The sequence below is a fragment of the Streptomyces sp. TRM68416 genome, from assembly GCF_014596915.1.
Lineage (GTDB): Bacteria > Actinomycetota > Actinomycetes > Streptomycetales > Streptomycetaceae > Streptomyces.
Genome location: NZ_JACVWU010000004.1, coordinates 18216 through 35178 on the forward strand (window position 1 = coordinate 18216; position 16963 = coordinate 35178).

Below are 16963 nucleotides of genomic sequence, written 5' to 3' on the forward strand. Positions count from 1 at the left end.
CTCAGCCTAGGGGCAGCGTCTCCCCCTGGACCGCCTGCACCTCCAGTTCCACCTTGAGTGTCGTGCCGATGGCGGCGATGCCCGCCTGGACCACCTGGTTGTAGTGCATCGCGAAGTCCTCGCGGTGCAGTTCGGCCGTGGCGCGGAAGGCGGCGCGGGTGCCGCCCCAGGGGTCGGGGCCGGTGCCGAGGTAGGACAGGTCGAGGTCGACGGGGCGTACGACGCCGTGCAGGCCGAGTTCGCCGTGGACCGTCCACCGGTCGGGGCCCGCCGCGGTCAGACCCGTGGAGCGGTAGGTGATCTCGGGGTGCGTCTCGACGTCGAGGAAGTCGGCGGAGCGCAGGTGGGTGTCCCGCACGGTGTTGCCCGTGTCGATGGAGGCGGCGCGGATCACCGCCTCCACCCGTGACTTGGTGACGTCGTCCGGCGCGATCTCGATCGTCGCGGCGAAGTCGGTGAAGCGGCCGTGCACGCTGGAGATCCCGAGGTGCCGGGCCACCGCGCCGACCGTGGAGTGCGCCGGGTCGACCGTCCACGGACCGGGCGGCGGCAGTTCGGCGCCGCCCTGCCGGGCCAGCGTGACCGTGCCGACCTCGGCCCGCCCCGACGCGGTGACGATCGCGGTCGCGGCGGCGGGCGCGTAGCCGACGGCGGTGACGATGACGGTGTACGCCCCGGGCGCCAGTGGCCCGGGGTCGCGTACGGCGCCCTCGGCGTCCGCCTCCGCCCGCAGCACCTGTGCGCCGGCCATGTCCGTCACCGTGACGACCGCGTGCGACACGGCCCATCCGTCCCGGGTGCGGACCCTCGCGGTCAGTCCCATCTCACGTAACTCCTCGCAGGAACCGGCCCGTGGCGCACGCCTCCGCTCAGAGCGTGTGCCACGGGCCGGGGCTTGTGGTGGCTACTCGCCGGGGTGGGCGAGTTCGATGTCGTGGCCGTCGACCCCGTGACCGGCGAGGGTCAGGGCCGTGGCCACCGGCGGGTAGCCCGTCGCGATGACGGTGTAGTCCCCGGCGTCCAGGTCGGTGAAGGCGTACGCCCCGTCCGCACCGGTCGTCGCCGTGCCCACGACGTTGCCCGCCGCGTCCACGAGCGTGACCCGAGCGTCGGCCAGCGGCCCCCGCGGCGCCCGTACGACGCCCTGGACCTGCGCGCCGGAGTCGAGGTCGACCTCGACCCGGGTGACGCCGGTGCCGGCGATCTCGACGGGCAGGGCACGCGGCCGGAACCCGGCGGCGTTCACCGCGACGGTCACCGTGCCCGGCACCAGTTCGGCGAAGGCGAACTCGCCGTGCTCACCGGTGGCGGCGGTGGCCAGCAGGTCCCCGCGCACATCGGTGACGACCACCATCGCATCCTTGACCGGCAGCGCGCCCTCGGCCGCCCGCACCACGCCGGCCAGCCCGCTGGTGCCGCTGAGCAGCACGTCGTACGTCAGCGGCTCCTCGCCCACGACGATCGTGGAAGCCTGCGGCTGGAAGCCGTCGGCGGAGGCGATCAGGACGTAGGAGCCCGTGCCGGGCGCGTCGACGCCGTAGGAGCCGTCGGGCTGGGCCACCGCGCGGCCCAGTTGCCGCCCGGACAGGGAGATCAGGGTGACCGCGGCCCGGGGCACGGGCGCGCTCTCGGCGTCGCGGACGAAGCCGCGTACGGGGATGCCGCCACCGGCGACCTGCACGGTTTCCTCCTGAACGGGCTCCTGAACGGGCTCGGCGACCGGGACCTCCGGCCGGGTGTCCTGCGCCGCCTGTACCAGCGCGCCGGACGTCCGCAGCGGGACCTCCTTGATGAACAGCGTCACCAGGAAGGCGAGCAGGGCGACGGGGGCGACGTAGAGGAAGATGTCGGCGATGCCGTGGCCGTAGGCGCTCTCCAGCCAGGTGCGGATCGGGGCGGGCAGCGCGTCCATGTCGGGAAGCTGCCCGGTGCCCGTGGACCGGGCGGCGGCCGCCTGCTCCTGCGGGCTGAGCGTGCCGATGGTGTCCTCGGCGTAGTGGGTGATCCGGGTGGACATCACGGAGCCGAGCGCCGAGACGCCCATCGCGCCGCCGAGGGACCGGAAGAAGGTGACGACCGAGCTGGCGGCGCCGAGTTCGTGCGGGGCGACCTGGTTCTGCGTGGAGAGCACCAGGTTCTGCATCATCATGCCGATGCCGAGGCCCATGACCGCCATGTAGATCGCGATCTTCCAGTACTCGGTGTCGTAGCGCATCGTGCCGAGGAGCCCGAGGCCGGCCGTCAGCAGCACACCGCCCGTGACCAGCCAGGCCTTCCACTTGCCGGTCTTGGTGATGATCTGGCCGGAGACGGTCGAGGAGACGAACAGACCGGCGATCATCGGGATCGTCATGACGCCCGACATGGTCGGGGACTTGTCGCGGGCCAGCTGGAAGTACTGGCTGAAGAACACCGTGCCCGCGAACATCGCGACACCGACGAACAGCGAGGCGACCGAGGCCAGCGTGATGGTGCGGTTGCGGAACAGGTACAGCGGGATGATCGGCTCGGCGGCCCGGCTCTCCACCAGGAGGAAGACCAGGGTCAGCAGGAGCGCGCCGCCGACCATCGAGTACGTCTGCCAGGACAGCCAGTCGTACTTGTCGTCCGCGAAGGTGACCCAGATCAGGAGCAGGCTGACGGCGGCGGTGATGAAGAAGGCGCCCGCCCAGTCGACCTTGACCTTGCGGCGGCTCTCCGGCAGGTGCAGCGTCTTCTGCAGGACGAACAGGGCGATCAGCGCGAACGGCACGCCCACGTAGAGGCACCAGCGCCAGCCCAGCCAGTCGGTGTCGGTGATGACCCCGCCGACCAGCGGACCGCCGACGGTCGCGACCGCGAAGGTCGCGCCGAGGTAGCCGGAGTACCGGCCGCGCTCCCGCGGGGAGATCATCGCGGCCATGATGATCTGGGCGAGCGCGGTCAGACCGCCGGCCCCGATGCCCTGGATGACCCGGGCGCCGATGAGCATCCCGGAGTTCTGGGCCACACCGGCGACGACCGAGCCGACGATGTAGATGACCAGGGCGGTCTGGACCAGGGCCTTCTTGCTGACCAGGTCGGCGAGCTTGCCCCACAGCGGGGTGGACGCCGTCATCGCCAGCAGCGCGGCGGTCACGACCCAGGTGTACGCGCTCTGTCCGCCGCCGAGGTCCTTGATGATCTCCGGCAGGGCGTTGGAGACGATGGTGGAGGACAGGATCGCGGCGAACATGCCGAGCAGCAGCCCGGAGAGCGCCTCCATGATCTGCCGATGCGTCATGGGAGCCTCGCCGGAGCCTCCTCCGTGCTTGGCATGAGCCCGCACACCGGCTGGTGTGGTCGTTGCCATGGGCTTCCTTCTCTTACGTGGTGATCGCGGGTGTACGGGGGGACTGTTCGTGTGTGTCGAAGCAGCGCCTCAGCCGGGCCATGAGCCGCGTGAGCCGGTCGACGTCCTCGTCGCTCCAGTCGCTCAGGCGCTCGGCGAGCAGCCGGGTGGTGGACCGGGCCAGCTCCTCCGTCCGGGCATGTCCCGCGGGGGTGAGGCGCAGGATGCGGCCGCGCTTGTCGGCCGGGTCGGGGGAGCGGTCGATCCAGCCGCGTTCGGCGAGGTGCGCGACATGGCGGCTGGTGACGGACATGTCCACGGAGAGCAGCTCCGCGAGCCTGCTCATCCGCATGTCCCCGTGCCGTTCCAGCAGCGTGAGCACGGCGGCGGACCCGCTCGGGCAGTCGGCGGGCAGCGCCCGCCCCAGCTCCCGCTTCACGGCGCCGAAGGCACTGAACTGCCGCACGAGCTCCTCGTACAGCGCCTGCTCGGCCATGGCACCTCCCGGTTTTCGTTGCTTAGGGCAACCATAGAAGCCGTTGGTTGCTACAGGCAACAAATAGGAGGGTGCTGCGGCTCAAAACTTGGCAAAGGCAAGTATTGCGAACGTAAATGTGCAGGTGGGGTGGGTTCCGTGACCGGCCGTGCGGGGGGTCGTCCCGCACTTGGGCTGCACCCCCGCATTCGCTAGGGTTTCGGCCCATGGCTAACACCCAGGACCCCCAGGGCAACCACGACCCCGCCGGCAGCACCCAGATGTTCCGCGCGTTCGTCGACGAGGCCCCCCAGGGCCGTCAGCAGGCGGCCGCCTCGGCCGGCCCCCGCATCGGCCTGATCATCGGCATCGTCGCCGCGGTCGCGATCGTCGCCGCGGTGGCCTGGCTGGCGCTGAAGTAGTCCGCGCCGCTCGGGCTCGACGCCGGCGGTGAACTCACCGGCGTACGACCGGACTCCGCGCGCTGCTGGGTCGGCGCGCTCGGGCGCTCCTCGCGCCGGGTGGTGAAGTGACCGTCCGCGCAGCGGACTTCGCGGCCTCGCCCGCCGCCCCGCGGCCTCCCTGTCGAGCCGTACCGGCGTCACCCCGCCCGGCGCCCCCGACGGGCGACACGGCCCCCGCCGCCCCTTCACCACCCCCGCACGCGACCGGCGCGCTGCACAGGCACGCGACGGCCGCCGAGACGCCGGTCGTGGCGCCGCGGCGGCCAGGTGTCCATGTCGCCGCCCGGGGTGTCGCGCCACGGTGGCGGCGCGACGTCGGAGGCGAGTCCTTCAACCGGGGACGATTCCCTCGGTCGGAGGCGATTCCCTCGGCCGGGGACGAGGCCCTCAGCCGAAGGCGATTCCTTCGGCCGGAGACGAGGCCCTCAGCCGAAGGCGAGGCCTTCAGTCGGAGGCGAGCCCCTCGGCCGGAGGCGATTCCCTCAGTCGGAGATCAAGCCCTCGCGGAGCTGGGCCAGGGTGCGGGTCAGTAGTCGGGAGACGTGCATCTGGGAGATGCCGACCTCCTCGCCGATCTGTGACTGGGTCATGTTGGCGAAGAAGCGCAGCATGATGATCCGCCGCTCGCGGGGCGGGAGTTTGGCCAGCAGCGGCTTGAGGGACTCGCGGTACTCGACGCCCTCCAGGGCGGTGTCCTCGTAGCCGAGACGGTCCGCGAGGGAGCCCTCGCCGCCGTCGTCCTCCGGGGCCGGGGAGTCCAGCGAGGAGGCCGTGTACGCGTTGCCGACCGCGAGGCCGTCGACGACGTCCTCCTCGGACACGCCCAGCACCGCGGCGAGTTCGGTGACCGTCGGCGAGCGGTCCAGCTTCTGGGAGAGCTCGTCGCTGGCCTTGGTCAGCGCCAGGCGCAGCTCCTGGAGGCGCCGGGGCACCCGCACCGACCACGACGTGTCCCGGAAGAACCGCTTGATCTCGCCCACGACCGTCGGCATCGCGAACGTCGGGAACTCCACGCCCCGTTCGCAGTCGAAGCGGTCGATCGCCTTGATCAGGCCGATGGTGCCGACCTGGACGATGTCCTCCATCGGCTCGTTGCGCGAGCGGAAGCGGGCCGCCGCGTAGCGCACGAGCGGGAGGTTGAGCTCGATCAGGGTGTCCCGGACGTACACGCGCTCGGGGCTGTCCTCGTCGAGGGCGGCGAGCCGCAGGAACAGGGAGCGGGACAGGGTGCGGGTGTCGATGGCTCCGCCGGTCGCCGGAAGGGCCGGGGTCGGCGCGGCCTCGACAAGGGCCGTTACGTCGTCGTCGAGCGCGGGCGCAGCCTCGCTCTTCGTGAGCGTGAGCACCTTCGAGCTGCCCTGGTCTGCGGACATGCCACCCCCTCTGGGTCGCGGGACGGTCGCGGCGGACGCCCCGTCGAGGAACGTCAGCCTTCACCTGAATACCGGAGCCGAGGCCCCGGCAAACGCGCTTCCCGCAGAATGTCACATGTCGGCAACACGCTGTAGTGACATGTCGACATGTAAGACGCGAATACGCCCTGGAAACAAGGGGTCTGACGGTTTTTCGGCGGGGAACTGTCGGCAAGCGCCCTGGTGAGCGAATCGCTCGCCCCGGTTACCTATCGTTCGCGCATTCGGTAAAGCTCCGCTCGAGCCTCGCTCAGGCGTCGATCCGGTTCGCGGACCGCAGCCGCTGGAAGCTACGCGCGAGTAGCCGCGATACGTGCATCTGGGAGACGCCGAGTTCCGCGCTGATCTGCGACTGGGTGAGATTGCTGTAGTAGCGCAGCAGCAGAATTCGCTGTTCCCGCTCGGGGAGTTGGACCAGCAGGTGCCGGACCAGGTCGCGGTGCTCCACGCCGTCCAGCGCGGGATCCTCGTAGCCGAGCCGGTCCAGCAGTCCGGGCAGTCCGTCGCCCTCCTGGGCGGCCTCCAGCGAGGTGGCGTGGTACGACCGTCCGGCCTCGATGCAGGACAGCACCTCCTCCTCGCTGATGCGCAGCCGCTCGGCGATCTCGGCGGTGGTCGGGGTGCGTCCGAAGGCGGTCGTCAGGTCCTCGGTCGCGCCGTTGACCTGCACCCACAGCTCGTGCAGCCGGCGCGGTACGTGGACCGTGCGGACGTTGTCCCGGAAGTACCGCTTGATCTCGCCGACGACCGTGGGCATCGCGAACGTCGGGAACTGCACGCCCCGGTCCGGGTCGAAGCGGTCGATGGCGTTGATCAGGCCGATGGTGCCGACCTGGACCACGTCCTCCATCGGCTCGTTGCGGGAGCGGAAGCGGGCGGCCGCGTAGCGCACGAGCGGGAGGTTGGCCTCGATGAGCGCCCCCCGTACCCGGTTGTGCTCCGGCGTGCCCGGGCGGAGCTCCTTGAGCTGGGCGAAGAGCACCTGTGTGAGCGCCCGGGTGTCCGCTCCGCGGCTGCGCGGCGCGGCTGCCGGGGCTTCCGTGACTTCCTGGGGCGGCGCAGTACTGGCCGACACGGTCAACGCCACCTCTTCATCGGTCAACTCATCCGTCAAAAGCGGTCATAGCATCACAAGACATGTGCACTGTGTGCAAGCACCTCATATCCCTGTGTTACGCCGTGTTGAGGGGCAAGTTGTGGCATAAGACGCAGAAAGGCCCCCCGCCGTTCCGGCGGAGGGCTGGGTGGCGCGGCGGCTCCGAAAGCCGCGGAGGGCTCGGGGCCGCGGGGGCTTCAGAACTCGTAGTCGGCGATCACCCATGTGGCGAACTCGCGCCACAGTGCGACGCCCGCCTGGTGCTCGGGGTGTTCCACGTACCGGCGCAGCGCCTCGGCGTCCTCGAACGCGGAGTTGATCGCGTAGTCGTAGGCGATGGGCCGGTCGCTGAGGTTCCAGCCCAGCTCCCAGTGGCGGATCTCGGGGATCCTGCCGTCCAGCGCCCGGAAGGCCTTCTCGCCCTCCACGACCCGCGGGTCGTCGCGCTCGACGCCCTCGTTGAGTTTGAAGAGGACCAGGTGGCGGATCATTACTCTCCTCCGTTGGCGACCCACGTCATGAAGTCGCCGATGGCCTTCGCGGCGTCCGATATGCCCTCGAACCCTATCTCCACGTAGCCGGCTGCCGTCTCCGGGTCCGTGACGATCACGTAGAACACGAAGACCACGAGCGCAAAGACGGCGATCTTCTTCGAATTCACCGCCACCGCGGCCTCCCTGTGCCTGTTGTGCCCCAAGGGCCCCCTGTTGCCGGCGGCGAGTGTAACCTTCACGCCATTTTTAGGGACCAACGGCCCGCACGCCGGGGCCCTTTGCCGGGCTGCGGCGGACGCCCCCGGGCGGAGGATGGAGACACGCCCCGGCGGACCCGGCAGGAGTCCGAGGGGCCGGGACGGACCCCACTGCGGGGCATGCGCCGATGGACACCCTCGTACGCGGCGCGTGCTTGAGGGTCCGTCCCCACCGGGGGGAGCGGCTTGTCCCCCGAGGCCGCTTCCCCCGTCCCTCGCTTCAGGGCCCCGTCCTTCCGACGGGGCCCTTTCGGGTTCGCGGGCCGGATAGCGGCCGGATAGCCGGGCGGGCAGGGGCCGATAGCCGGTCCGGGAAGAGTGGCTCCCGCCAGGCCACCCCCGTCCAGATCGCGAGGACCCAAGAATGATCGACACCCGACCGCGCTCGGTCTCCGAGGAGGTGATGTCCCCGGATGCCGTACGGCTCAGTGCCGTCGTGAAGCGGTTCACCGACGCCAAGGGAGAGCGCTTCCACGCCGTCGACGGCATTGATCTGCGGATCACGCGCGGGGAGATCGTGGCCTTCCTCGGGCCGAACGGCGCCGGCAAGACGACGACCATCGACATGCTGCTCGGGCTGACCCGGCCTGACGAGGGCACGGTGGAGCTGTTCGGGCGCGAGCCGCAGCGGGCGGTGCGCTCCGGCCAGGTGGCCGCGGTCCTCCAGAGCGGCGGTCTGCTGCCCGACCTGAGCGTCGAGGCCACCGTACGGATGCTGGGCTCGCTGCACCCGGGCGCCGACGTGGAGGCCGTGCTGGTCCGGGCCGGGCTCGACGGGCTGCGCCACCGCCGGGTCGCGGAGTGCTCGGGCGGCGAGCAGCAGCGGCTGCGGTTCGCGCTCGCCCTGCTCTCCGGGCCCGAGCTGCTGGTCCTCGACGAGCCGACCGCCGGCATGGACGTCGTGGCCCGCCGGGAGTTCTGGGCCACCGTCCGCGAGGAGACCGGGCGCGGGATGACGGTCATGTTCGCCACGCACTACATGGAGGAGGCGGACCGGTTCGCGGACCGGGTGGTGATGATCGACCGCGGTCGTGTCGTCGCCGACGGATCGGTGTCGCAGGTGCGGTCCGCGCTCAGCGGGCGCACCGTGTCGGCGCTCCTCGACGAGCAGGACGCCGCGGCGCTCGCCGGGTCCCCGCTGGTGCGCGCGTGCGCCTCGCGCGGCGGCCGGTACCACTTCGACACCCCCGACTCCGACGCGCTGCTGCGCCTGCTGGTCGCGCAGACCTCCGCCACCGAGATCGAGGTCACCCCGCGCAGCCTCGAAGAGGCCTTCATGACCATCACCCAGCACCGCCGCACCGTCGAGGAGGGCGCCCGATGAGCACCACCACCGCCCCCCGTGCGGCGCGGACCTCGCCGTTCAGCGGGGTCAACCCCGTCTTCGTCGGCTACGAGCTGCGCCGCCGCTTCAACCGGCAGACCACGATCTTCACCCTGCTGCTGCCGGCCGTCCTCTACCTCGCCCTGTTCCGCACCGAGCCCGACCACGCCACCCTCCCGCACGGCAACTTCGCGGCCTGGATGATGACCGGCATCGCCGTGTACGGCGCGGCGACCGCGGCCGTCAGCTCGGCCGCCACCATCTCCGTGGAGAAGGCCTCCGGGTGGATGCGCACCATCGCGCTCACCCCGCTCGCGCCGCCCGGCTACCTCTTCGTCAAGGTGCTGTCCTCCGTGCTGATGGCGGCGGTGCCCGTGGCCGTCGTCGGCCTGCTCGGCGCGGTCACCGGCGTCCGGGCGACCGCCACGGTGTGGGTGACGTCGCTGCTCGTGGCGTGGCTCGGCGCCGCCGTCTTCGCCGCGCTCGGCATCACCCTGGGGCTCGCCCTCAAGCCCGACACCGTGATGCACATGCCGGGTCTGACCATGACCGGGCTCGCCTTCCTCGGCAACCTCTTCATCCCGCTGTCCGGCACCATGCTGGAGATCTCCCGCTACTCGCCGATGTTCGGCGTCTCCACGCTGGCCCGCTACCCGCTGACCGACGGCTACTCCTTCAGCGGGGAGCACTCCAGCCTCGCGATGGCGGCGGTCAACACCGTCGCCTGGTTCGCGGCCTTCTCCTTCATGGCCGTACGCCGGTTCCGCAAGAGCACCGGCCGTAACTAGGGCTCTCCCCTCCGCCACCGGGTCCCCCGCACCGGTCGACGACACCCCACGAAAGGAGATTCGAACACATGTATGCATTCGTTGCGCCGGGGCAGGGCTCCCAGACCCCGGGCATGCTGGCCGGCTGGCTGCGCGACCCGGTGCACGCGGAGCGGCTGCGGGCCTGGTCGGAGGCCGCCGACGTCGACCTCGTGCACCTCGGCGGCAAGGCATCGGCGGCCGAGATCGCCCGGACCGAGCACACCCAGCCGCTGCTGGTGGCCGCCGGACTGCTCGCCCACGAGGCGCTCGGCCCGGCCAGGACCGGCGGACCGGCGGTGGCCGCCGGGCACTCGGTCGGCGAACTGACCGCGGCGGTGTACGCCGGAGCGCTCGCCCCCGTCGACGCCGTGCGCCTCGCCGCGGTGCGCGGCCGGGCGATGGCCGCCGCCTGCGCCGAGACGCCCACCTCGATGGCGGCCGTGGTCGGCGGCGAGGAGGCCCGCGTCCTGGACCGGCTCGCCGAGCTGGAGCTGTACCCCGCCACCTTCAACGGCCCCGGCCAGATCGTCGCGGCCGGAGCCGTGGCGGGCCTGGAGCGGCTCGCCGCCGACCCGCCGCCCGGTGCCGCGGTCAAGCCGCTCCCGGTCGCGGGCGCCTTCCACACCCCGTACATGGAGTCCGCGCGGCAGGCGGTAGCGGCGGCGGCCGGGCGCACCCCGTTCCTGCGACCGGCCGGGACGTTCCTGTCGAACGCCGACGGCGCCGTCGTCAGCGAACCGGACGACATCCGCCGCCGCCTCGTCGAGCAGGTGGTCAGGCCGGTGCGCTGGGACCTGTGCCTGGCCGCGCTCGGCCGGATCGCCCCCGCGACCACGGTCTGCCTGCCGCCCGCCCGCACCCTCGCGGGCATCCTCAAGCGCCAACTGCCCGGGTTCGCCGTCGTCTGCGTCACCGCACCCCGCGACCTCGACAAGGTCCGCGCCCGGCTCGCCGCCGCGGCCGCCCCGAAGGGGGGTCTCGTCCATGCCGGTGTCTGACCTCCTCGCCCGGGCCCGCGCCGAGCGCCCCGGACACATCGCCCTGCACGACGCCGAAGGGCCGCTGACCTACGCCGAACTGGGCACCGAGACCGACCGGGCGGTGGGCTGGCTGCGCCGCCGGGGAGTGCGTGCGGGGGACCGCGTCGTCCACGCGGGCGCCGGTGACCGCACCTTCCTCGCGCTGCTGTGGGCCGCCTTCCGGATCGGGGCCGTCTTCGTCCCCGTACACCCCGAGCTGACGGACGAGCAGATACGGCACATCGTGCGGGACTGCACGGCCGCCCTGGCGATCTGCCCGCCCGGCGCGGGCGCGGACGCCCGGGTCACCGTCGAGGCGGAACGGGCCGCGCGGGAGATACGGGGGACGGCCGCCGATTCCTTCGCCGCCCGGCCGGCGGACGACGACGTCGCCCTGCTGATCTACACCTCCGGCACCACCGGCCGCCCCAAGGGTGTCGTCTGCCCGCACCGGCAGATCCTCGCCGCCGTCCACGCCGTCAACGCCTGCCTCGGCTACCGCTCCGACGACGTGGTGCTGTGCCGGCTGCCGCTCTCCTTCGACTACGGGCTCTACCAGGCCCTGCTGTGCGCGCTCACCGGCGCCACCCTGGTCCTCGCCGACCGGGGCGGCGACCTCGGGCTGATGCGGGCCGTCGAACGCCACGGGGTCACCGTCGTCCCGCTCGTGCCCTCGCTCGCGCAGATCCTCGCCCTGCTCCAGCGGAAGCTGCGCCGCCCCACGAAGGTCCGGCTGTTCACCAACACCGGCGCCCGGCCCAGCCACGCCGTGATGCGCGAGCTGCTCGCGGCCTTCCCCGGCTCCGCCTTCGCCTCCATGTACGGCATGACCGAGTGCAAGCGCATCTCGGTCCTCGACCCCGCCCGCTACGAGGATCACCCCGACTCCGTCGGCCGGGCCGTCCCCGGCGACCACGTACGGATCGTCGGCCCGGACGGGCGGACCCTGCCGCCGGGCGAGGTCGGCGAGATCGTGGTGTGGGGCGAGACCGTGATGGCCGGGTACTGGGGCGTCCCGCTGGAGCGGCAGAACCGGTACGTGCGCCGCGCCGACGGCTCCCTGGAACTGCACACCGGCGACCAGGGGCGGCTCGACGCCGACGGGCTGCTGTACTTCGTCGGCCGCGAGGACGACATGATCAAGCGGCGCGGCATCCGGATGGCCCTGTCCGAGATCGAGTCCGCCGCCGAGCGTGTCCCCGGCGTCCTGGCCGCCGTAGCGCTGCGCCCCGCCGACGAGGACGCCCCGCTGCTGCTCGCCGTGCGGAGCGACCTCACCCCGCACGAGGTGCGCACCGCCCTCGCCCGCCACCTGGACCCGGCCCGGCTGCCCAACCGGATCGTCCCGCTCGACACCCTGCCACTGACCACCAACGGCAAGCCCGACCGGGCGGCGGTGGCCCGCCTGCTGACCTCTGTCCGGGCCGAGGCTGATGGTCCCGCCGCCCCCGCGTTGACCCCCGCCCCGGCCGAGGCCGACGCCCCCGCCACCCCCGCCGCACCCACGAGGAATTCCCATGAACCAGCCGCAGTTTGACCAGCTCGTCGAGGAGATCTGTGCCGTGCGGGTCACCGACCCCGAGACGCCGCTCGTGGATCTCGGCGTGGACTCGCTCCACACCGTCTCCCTGGTGATGGCGGTGGAGGACCGGTTCGGCATCGAACTGGACCCCGATGTCTTCGCCGACCTCTCGCTCACCTCCTCGGCCGGTCTGCTGAGGATCGTGCACGAGCAGCTGGCCGGCGCGGGGAGCTGAGCGTCATGTGGACCGACACCGGACCCGCGGCCGACATGCCGCAGCTCTTCGAACGCGGCGGAGACCTGGTCTCCTTCGCCGGCGGCCTGCCGGACCTGGAGCTGCTGCCGCTGAAGGAACTCGCCGAGCAGATGGCCCGGTTGACCCGGATCGGCGGGCGGATCGCGCTTCAGTACAGCACCCCGCACGTGGCCCGGACGCTCGTCCCGGCGATCGGCGACCTGATGACCCGCGAGGGCGGCCGTGCCGTAGCCGAACACCTCGTACCGACCGCGGGCTCCCAGATGGGACTGCTCGCCCTCGGCCTCGGGCTCGCCGAACCGGGGGAGACCGTGCTCTGCCAGGCCCCCGCCTACCCGGGCGCGGCCGCCGCCTTCCGCACCGCGGGACTGCGCCTCGCCGGCCTCCCCGAGGACGCGGACGGCATCGATCCGCAGGCGCTGCGCGCGACCGTGGCCCGGCTGCGCGCCGAGGGACGGCGGGTACGGATGCTGTACTGCAACCCCACCTTCCAGAACCCGACCGGCGCCACGCTCTCCGTAGAGCGCCGCCACCAGCTCCTCGACGCCGCCCGCGCGGCGGAGGTGCTGGTCGTCGAGGACAACCCGTACGGGCTGCTCGGCTTCGACGGGCACACCGTGCAGACGCTGCAGGGCCTCGATCCGCAGAACGTCGTCTACCTCGGCACCTTCTCCAAGGTCTTCGCACCCGGCCTGCGCTGCGGCTGGATCGCCGCGCCCGCGCCGGTCGCCGAGCGGCTGCGCCGCACCACCGAGGTGATGGCGCTGTCCCCGTCGGCCTTCGCCCAGGCCGCGCTCGCCGCCTTCCACAACCGCGGCGGCTGGGACGCGCTGCTCGACGCCTACCGGGAGCGCTACCGCGAGCGGTGCGCCCTGCTGGCCGACGCCCTCGACGAGGAGCTGGGCACGGACGGGCCCTGGCGGTGGCGACGCCCGGACGGCGGCTTCTACCTGTGGCTGCGGCACACCGGCGGCGCCGACACCCGGAACCTCGCACTCGCCGCCGCCGACCAGGGCGTCTCCTTCGTCCCCGGCGGCCACTTCGGGCTCGACGGGGAGTACGGCGACGCGCTGCGCCTCTGCTTCAGCAACGTGCCCCGCAAGCGCATCGCCGAGGGTGCCGCCCGCCTCGCCCGCGCCCTGCGCGACCCGTCCGGCGGTACGGAGAGGGGTGCCGCATGACTGGGACCAGCACCCGTGCCGCGCTGCGCGCGCACGACTGGGCCGACTTCCGGCCCGTCCATCGGCTCGACGACAGCGAGTGGCACCTGTGGGGCGTCGGGCTGCTGCGCAGCGCCGGGTTCCCCGCCGCGGGCCTCGACCTGCTCGGTGGCCCCGGGGCCGCCGCCGCGGCCGACCGCGGCGACCGGGAGGCCTTCGCCGCCGCCTACCGCGCCGACAGCGCGGCCGAGTCGGACCGCCTGGCCCGCCTCGCCCGCGACGAGAAGGTCCGTACGGCCATCGCCTGGCAGAACCGGACCGTCTACCGGATCCTCGACGCGCTCGCCGCCGGCACCGGCAAGGAGTCCAAGCGCAAGCAGCGCGAGCGGACCCTCGCCATGTACTGGCTGCGCTACTGCGCCAAGGCCGAGACGATCGGCTTCTTCGGCCCGGCCGCCTGGATCTCGGTAGGGCGCGGGCGCGAGGCGCTCGCCGTGGACCACGGCGAGCGGCTGGTCGCGGAGAGCCGTGTCTTCTTCGAGCGCTGGGCGCTGGCCGCGCTCGCGGACTGGATGGTCGGCCGCCCGGGCGCCCGCTGGTGGTTTCCGCCGCTGCTTCGCGCCGACGTCCACCTCGACGGGGACCGGCTGCTCCTGCCGGGCGGCCGCACCCTGCGGCTGCGCCCGGAGGACCGGCAGGTCCTGGAGCGGGCCGACGGCGAGCGCAACGGCGCGGCGATCACCGACGCCCTCGTCCGCGAGGACGGCTGGCCGGCGGACGGGGCGCGGGAGAGGGTCGAGAAGATCCTGACGCGGCTGCTCAAGCAGCGTGTGCTGACCTGGGACGCCAACATCCCGGTCGACGTGCGGGCCGAGCGGATCCTGCGCCGCCGCGTGGCCGCCGTCGCCGACCCCGAGCTGTTCGCGTCCTTCACGGCCGTACTCGCCGAGCTCGACCGGCACCGGGAGGCCGTCGAGGCGGCCACCACCGCCGACGAACTCGCGGGCCGCCTGGACGAGTTGGACGCCTTCTTCGTCCGTACGACCGGACTGGACGCCTCCCGCGACGAGGGCAAGGCGTACGCCGGCCGCACCCTGTGCTACCAGGACGCCGTGCGCGACTGCCGGGTCGACGTCGGCACCGATTTCCTCGACACCGTCGCCCGGCCGCTCGCCCTGGTGGCGGACGCGGCCGACTGGTTCGGCGGACGGCTCGTGGAGCTGGTCGAGGCGGAGGTCGCCGCGCTGGTGCGGGCCGCCGCCGACCGGGGCCGTGCCGTCACGCTCGCCGACGTCTGGCCGCAGGTGCTCGGCCTGTTCTGGGGCGAGCAGGCCACGCCCGTGCACACCGCGACCCGTGAACTGGCCCGAAAATGGCGGGAGGTGCTCGGCACGGTCGGCGGACGGCGGGTCGAGCTGCGGGTCGCGGACATCGAGCGGCGCGCGCGCGAGGTCTTCGCCACCGGCCCGGCCGGCTCGCCCCATCTCGCCCTGCACAGCCCGGACCTCCAGGTGGCCCGCGCCGCCGACGGGGAACTGACCGTCGTCCTCGGCGAGCTGCACGCCTGCCTCGCCACCTGCGACCTGCCGTTCCTCGACTGGACCAGCGACACGGGCTCCCTGCGCGACAAGGTGAACGCCGCCGTCGACGCCCCGCGGCTGGTGCCGCTGCTCCCGGTCGACTGGAAGCGCAACAGCGGCCGCATGGTGCCCGCGCCCGTCGGCGCGGGGGACCGGCTCATCGGGTTCACCCGGGCGCCCTTCGACGACCGCTCCCGCATCGACCCGGCCGTCGCGATCACCCTGGCCGAGCGGGACGGCACGGTCACCGCCACCACGCCCGACGGGCGGAAGTGGAGCACGGCCGAACTGCTCGCCGTCCCGGTGTCGATCGTCGCGGCGGACGCCTTCAAGATCGGGCTCGACCGGCCGCACGCCCCGCGCGTCACGCTCGACGGGCTCGTGCTGTTCCGGGAGACCTGGCGGGTGCCGGCCGATCGGATCCCGCTGGCCGCGAAGCCCGACCGGGAGGGCGACTACCTCGCCGTACGGCGATGGCTGCGCGACGCCGGGCTGCCCGACCGGGCGTTCGTGAAGTTCCCGCAGGAGACGAAGCCCTCCCTGGTCGACTTCACCAGCCCCACCCTCGTGCTGTCCTTCGCCAACCTCGTCCGCCGCGCCCGGCGCCTCGACCCGGCCGCCCCCGTGATCCTCAGCGAGCCGCTGCCGCGCCCGGAGGACTCCTGGCTCACCGGAGCCGACGGGGAGCGCTACGTCAGCGAACTACGGCTCCAGATGAGCAGAAAGGTACCGGCATGACCGTGGCCTCCTCCGCCTCCGCGCCCCGCGCCTCCGCAGCGCCCCGCGCCGCCGCCGTGGCCCGCCCCCGGGATCCGGACATCGTCGCGACGATCGGCGCCACCCCGCTGGTCGCCCTCGACCGGCTCTTCCCGCCCGCCCGCTTCCAGGTCTACGGCAAGTGCGAGCGGTTCAACCCGGGCGGCTCCGTCAAGGACCGCGCCGCCCGCTCGATGATCGAACACGCCCTGTCCACAGGGGAGTTGATCCCAGGCGTCTCTACGGTCGTGGAGTCGTCCTCCGGAAACCTGGGCATCGCCCTGGCCCAGCTGTGCAACTTCCACCGGCTCGGCCTGATCTGCGTGGTGGATCCGCGGACCACCGCGCAGAACGCCGCGATCATGCGGGCGTACGGGGCGAAGGTCGAGGTCGTCGACCGCGACCCGGAGACCGGCGAGTACCTGCCGGCCCGGATCGCGCGGGTGCGCGAACTGCTGCGCACTGTCCCCGACGCCTACTGGCCCGACCAGTACGGCAACGAGCACAACGCCCGCGCCCACCACGACACCATGCGCGAGATCCACCGGGCGCTCCCGCGCGCCCCCGACTACCTCTTCCTCGCCGCCGGCACCACCGGCACCCTGCGCGGCTGCGCCGAGTACATCGCCGCGCACGAACTGCCCACCCGGGTGGTGGCGGTGGACGCCGTGGGCAGCGTGATCTTCGGGCCGCCCGAGCCCTGGGAGCGCGGACACCGCCGCACCATCCCCGGGCACGGCGCCGCCGTGGTCCCGCCCCTGCTGCGCCCGCATCTCGCCGACCGGGTCATGAAGGTGACCGACCTGGACTGCGTGCGCGGCTGCCGCACCCTCCTGGCCAAGGAGTCGATCCTCGCGGGCGGTTCGTCCGGCGCGGTCACCGCGGCCCTGCTGGACGCCGCCTCCTGGATCGAACCGGGCGCCACCTGCGTGGCGATCCTGCCCGACGGGGGCGACCGCTACCTCGACACGATCTACAGCGACAGCTGGGTCGAGTCCCGCTTCGGCTGACCGTCCGGCCGCTTTTCCC

At 72.8% G+C, this 16963-nt stretch carries 16 protein-coding genes; 9 read left to right on the top strand and 7 right to left on the bottom strand.

The annotated features are described in order from the left end of the window. Position 1 precedes the first annotated feature (1 nt). From ICC28_RS07590 to ICC28_RS07600, 3 genes are all read right to left on the bottom strand, one after another. Positions 2–823 (bottom strand): YceI family protein, encoded by an 822-nt coding sequence (locus ICC28_RS07590; protein WP_188287667.1) that lies wholly within the window; start codon positions 821–823, stop codon positions 2–4. Between the two features lie 81 nt (positions 824–904). Then, on the bottom strand, positions 905–3331 hold the full coding sequence (locus ICC28_RS07595) for an MFS transporter (RefSeq protein WP_188287668.1): 2427 nt from the start codon (positions 3329–3331) through the stop codon (positions 905–907). Between the two features lie 13 nt (positions 3332–3344). Further along, positions 3345–3806 carry a MarR family winged helix-turn-helix transcriptional regulator gene (locus ICC28_RS07600; RefSeq protein ID WP_188287669.1) on the bottom strand — a complete coding sequence of 154 codons (462 nt, stop codon included), beginning with the start codon at positions 3804–3806 and terminating at the stop codon, positions 3345–3347. Positions 3807–4012: 206 nt separating this feature from the next. On the opposite strand from ICC28_RS07600, the gene ICC28_RS07605 reads away from it, so the two are divergent. Beyond that, positions 4013–4207 carry a hypothetical protein gene (locus tag ICC28_RS07605; protein ID WP_188287670.1) on the top strand — a complete coding sequence of 65 codons (195 nt, stop codon included), beginning with the start codon at positions 4013–4015 and terminating at the stop codon, positions 4205–4207. Between the two features lie 524 nt (positions 4208–4731). On the opposite strand, the gene ICC28_RS07610 is transcribed toward ICC28_RS07605, so the two are convergent. The 4 genes from ICC28_RS07610 to ICC28_RS07625 all read right to left on the bottom strand — a co-directional run bounded on the left by ICC28_RS07610 (position 4732) and on the right by ICC28_RS07625 (position 7490). Continuing rightward, a complete protein-coding gene (locus ICC28_RS07610; RefSeq protein ID WP_188287671.1) occupies positions 4732–5622 on the bottom strand; it encodes an RNA polymerase sigma factor SigF in 891 nt (296 codons plus the stop codon). Positions 5623–5911: 289 nt separating this feature from the next. Then, positions 5912–6775 (bottom strand): RNA polymerase sigma factor SigF, encoded by an 864-nt coding sequence (locus tag ICC28_RS07615; protein WP_188287672.1) that lies wholly within the window; start codon positions 6773–6775, stop codon positions 5912–5914. 179 nt (positions 6776–6954) lie between these two features. Beyond that, positions 6955–7248, bottom strand: a complete 294-nt coding sequence (locus ICC28_RS07620; RefSeq protein WP_188287673.1) for a Dabb family protein — start codon at positions 7246–7248, stop codon at positions 6955–6957. After that, on the bottom strand, positions 7248–7490 hold the full coding sequence (locus ICC28_RS07625) for a hypothetical protein (protein ID WP_188288069.1): 243 nt from the start codon (positions 7488–7490) through the stop codon (positions 7248–7250). Before ICC28_RS07625 ends, ICC28_RS07620 begins: the two co-directional genes overlap by 1 nt. Before the next feature lie 382 nt (positions 7491–7872). Between ICC28_RS07625 and ICC28_RS07630 the strand changes: the two genes are divergently transcribed. The 8 genes from ICC28_RS07630 to sbnA all read left to right on the top strand — a co-directional run bounded on the left by ICC28_RS07630 (position 7873) and on the right by sbnA (position 16944). Beyond that, positions 7873–8832 carry an ATP-binding cassette domain-containing protein gene (locus tag ICC28_RS07630; RefSeq protein WP_188287674.1) on the top strand — a complete coding sequence of 320 codons (960 nt, stop codon included), beginning with the start codon at positions 7873–7875 and terminating at the stop codon, positions 8830–8832. Further along, on the top strand, positions 8829–9620 hold the full coding sequence (locus ICC28_RS07635; protein WP_188287675.1) for an ABC transporter permease: 792 nt from the start codon (positions 8829–8831) through the stop codon (positions 9618–9620). The genes ICC28_RS07630 and ICC28_RS07635 overlap by 4 nt, the downstream gene beginning before the upstream one ends. Positions 9621–9688: 68 nt before the next feature. After that, positions 9689–10639 (top strand): ACP S-malonyltransferase, encoded by a 951-nt coding sequence (locus tag ICC28_RS07640; RefSeq protein WP_188287676.1) that lies wholly within the window; start codon positions 9689–9691, stop codon positions 10637–10639. Continuing rightward, positions 10626–12197, top strand: coding sequence for a class I adenylate-forming enzyme family protein (locus ICC28_RS07645; RefSeq protein WP_188287677.1), 1572 nt, complete (start codon positions 10626–10628; stop codon positions 12195–12197). Before ICC28_RS07640 ends, ICC28_RS07645 begins: the two co-directional genes overlap by 14 nt. Beyond that, positions 12178–12417 carry an acyl carrier protein gene (locus ICC28_RS07650; protein ID WP_188287678.1) on the top strand — a complete coding sequence of 80 codons (240 nt, stop codon included), beginning with the start codon at positions 12178–12180 and terminating at the stop codon, positions 12415–12417. Before ICC28_RS07645 ends, ICC28_RS07650 begins: the two co-directional genes overlap by 20 nt. Positions 12418–12422: 5 nt before the next feature. Continuing rightward, entirely contained in the window at positions 12423–13619 is a 1197-nt protein-coding gene (locus ICC28_RS07655; protein WP_188287679.1) for a PLP-dependent aminotransferase family protein, read from the top strand. Then, entirely contained in the window at positions 13616–15916 is a 2301-nt protein-coding gene (locus ICC28_RS07660) for a lantibiotic dehydratase (protein WP_188287680.1), read from the top strand. The genes ICC28_RS07655 and ICC28_RS07660 overlap by 4 nt, the downstream gene beginning before the upstream one ends. Next, on the top strand, positions 15913–16944 hold the full coding sequence (gene sbnA, locus ICC28_RS07665; RefSeq protein WP_188287681.1) for a 2,3-diaminopropionate biosynthesis protein SbnA: 1032 nt from the start codon (positions 15913–15915) through the stop codon (positions 16942–16944). Before ICC28_RS07660 ends, sbnA begins: the two co-directional genes overlap by 4 nt. Positions 16945–16963 lie beyond the last annotated feature (19 nt).

What these genes read in the sequence shown, in the direction of transcription:
- ICC28_RS07590 (WP_188287667.1), bottom strand. Translation starts at nt 823, where the DNA reads ATGGGACTGACCGCGAGGGTCCGCACCCGGGACGGATGGGCCGTGTCG.
- ICC28_RS07595 (WP_188287668.1), bottom strand. Translation starts at nt 3,331, where the DNA reads ATGGCAACGACCACACCAGCCGGTGTGCGGGCTCATGCCAAGCACGGA.
- ICC28_RS07600 (WP_188287669.1), bottom strand. Translation starts at nt 3,806, where the DNA reads ATGGCCGAGCAGGCGCTGTACGAGGAGCTCGTGCGGCAGTTCAGTGCC.
- ICC28_RS07605 (WP_188287670.1), top strand. Translation starts at nt 4,013, where the DNA reads ATGGCTAACACCCAGGACCCCCAGGGCAACCACGACCCCGCCGGCAGC.
- ICC28_RS07610 (WP_188287671.1), bottom strand. Translation starts at nt 5,622, where the DNA reads ATGTCCGCAGACCAGGGCAGCTCGAAGGTGCTCACGCTCACGAAGAGC.
- ICC28_RS07620 (WP_188287673.1), bottom strand. Translation starts at nt 7,248, where the DNA reads ATGATCCGCCACCTGGTCCTCTTCAAACTCAACGAGGGCGTCGAGCGC.
- ICC28_RS07630 (WP_188287674.1), top strand. Translation starts at nt 7,873, where the DNA reads ATGATCGACACCCGACCGCGCTCGGTCTCCGAGGAGGTGATGTCCCCG.
- ICC28_RS07635 (WP_188287675.1), top strand. Translation starts at nt 8,829, where the DNA reads ATGAGCACCACCACCGCCCCCCGTGCGGCGCGGACCTCGCCGTTCAGC.
- ICC28_RS07640 (WP_188287676.1), top strand. Translation starts at nt 9,689, where the DNA reads ATGTATGCATTCGTTGCGCCGGGGCAGGGCTCCCAGACCCCGGGCATG.
- ICC28_RS07645 (WP_188287677.1), top strand. Translation starts at nt 10,626, where the DNA reads ATGCCGGTGTCTGACCTCCTCGCCCGGGCCCGCGCCGAGCGCCCCGGA.
- ICC28_RS07650 (WP_188287678.1), top strand. Translation starts at nt 12,178, where the DNA reads ATGAACCAGCCGCAGTTTGACCAGCTCGTCGAGGAGATCTGTGCCGTG.
- ICC28_RS07655 (WP_188287679.1), top strand. Translation starts at nt 12,423, where the DNA reads ATGTGGACCGACACCGGACCCGCGGCCGACATGCCGCAGCTCTTCGAA.
- ICC28_RS07660 (WP_188287680.1), top strand. Translation starts at nt 13,616, where the DNA reads ATGACTGGGACCAGCACCCGTGCCGCGCTGCGCGCGCACGACTGGGCC.
- sbnA (WP_188287681.1), top strand. Translation starts at nt 15,913, where the DNA reads ATGACCGTGGCCTCCTCCGCCTCCGCGCCCCGCGCCTCCGCAGCGCCC.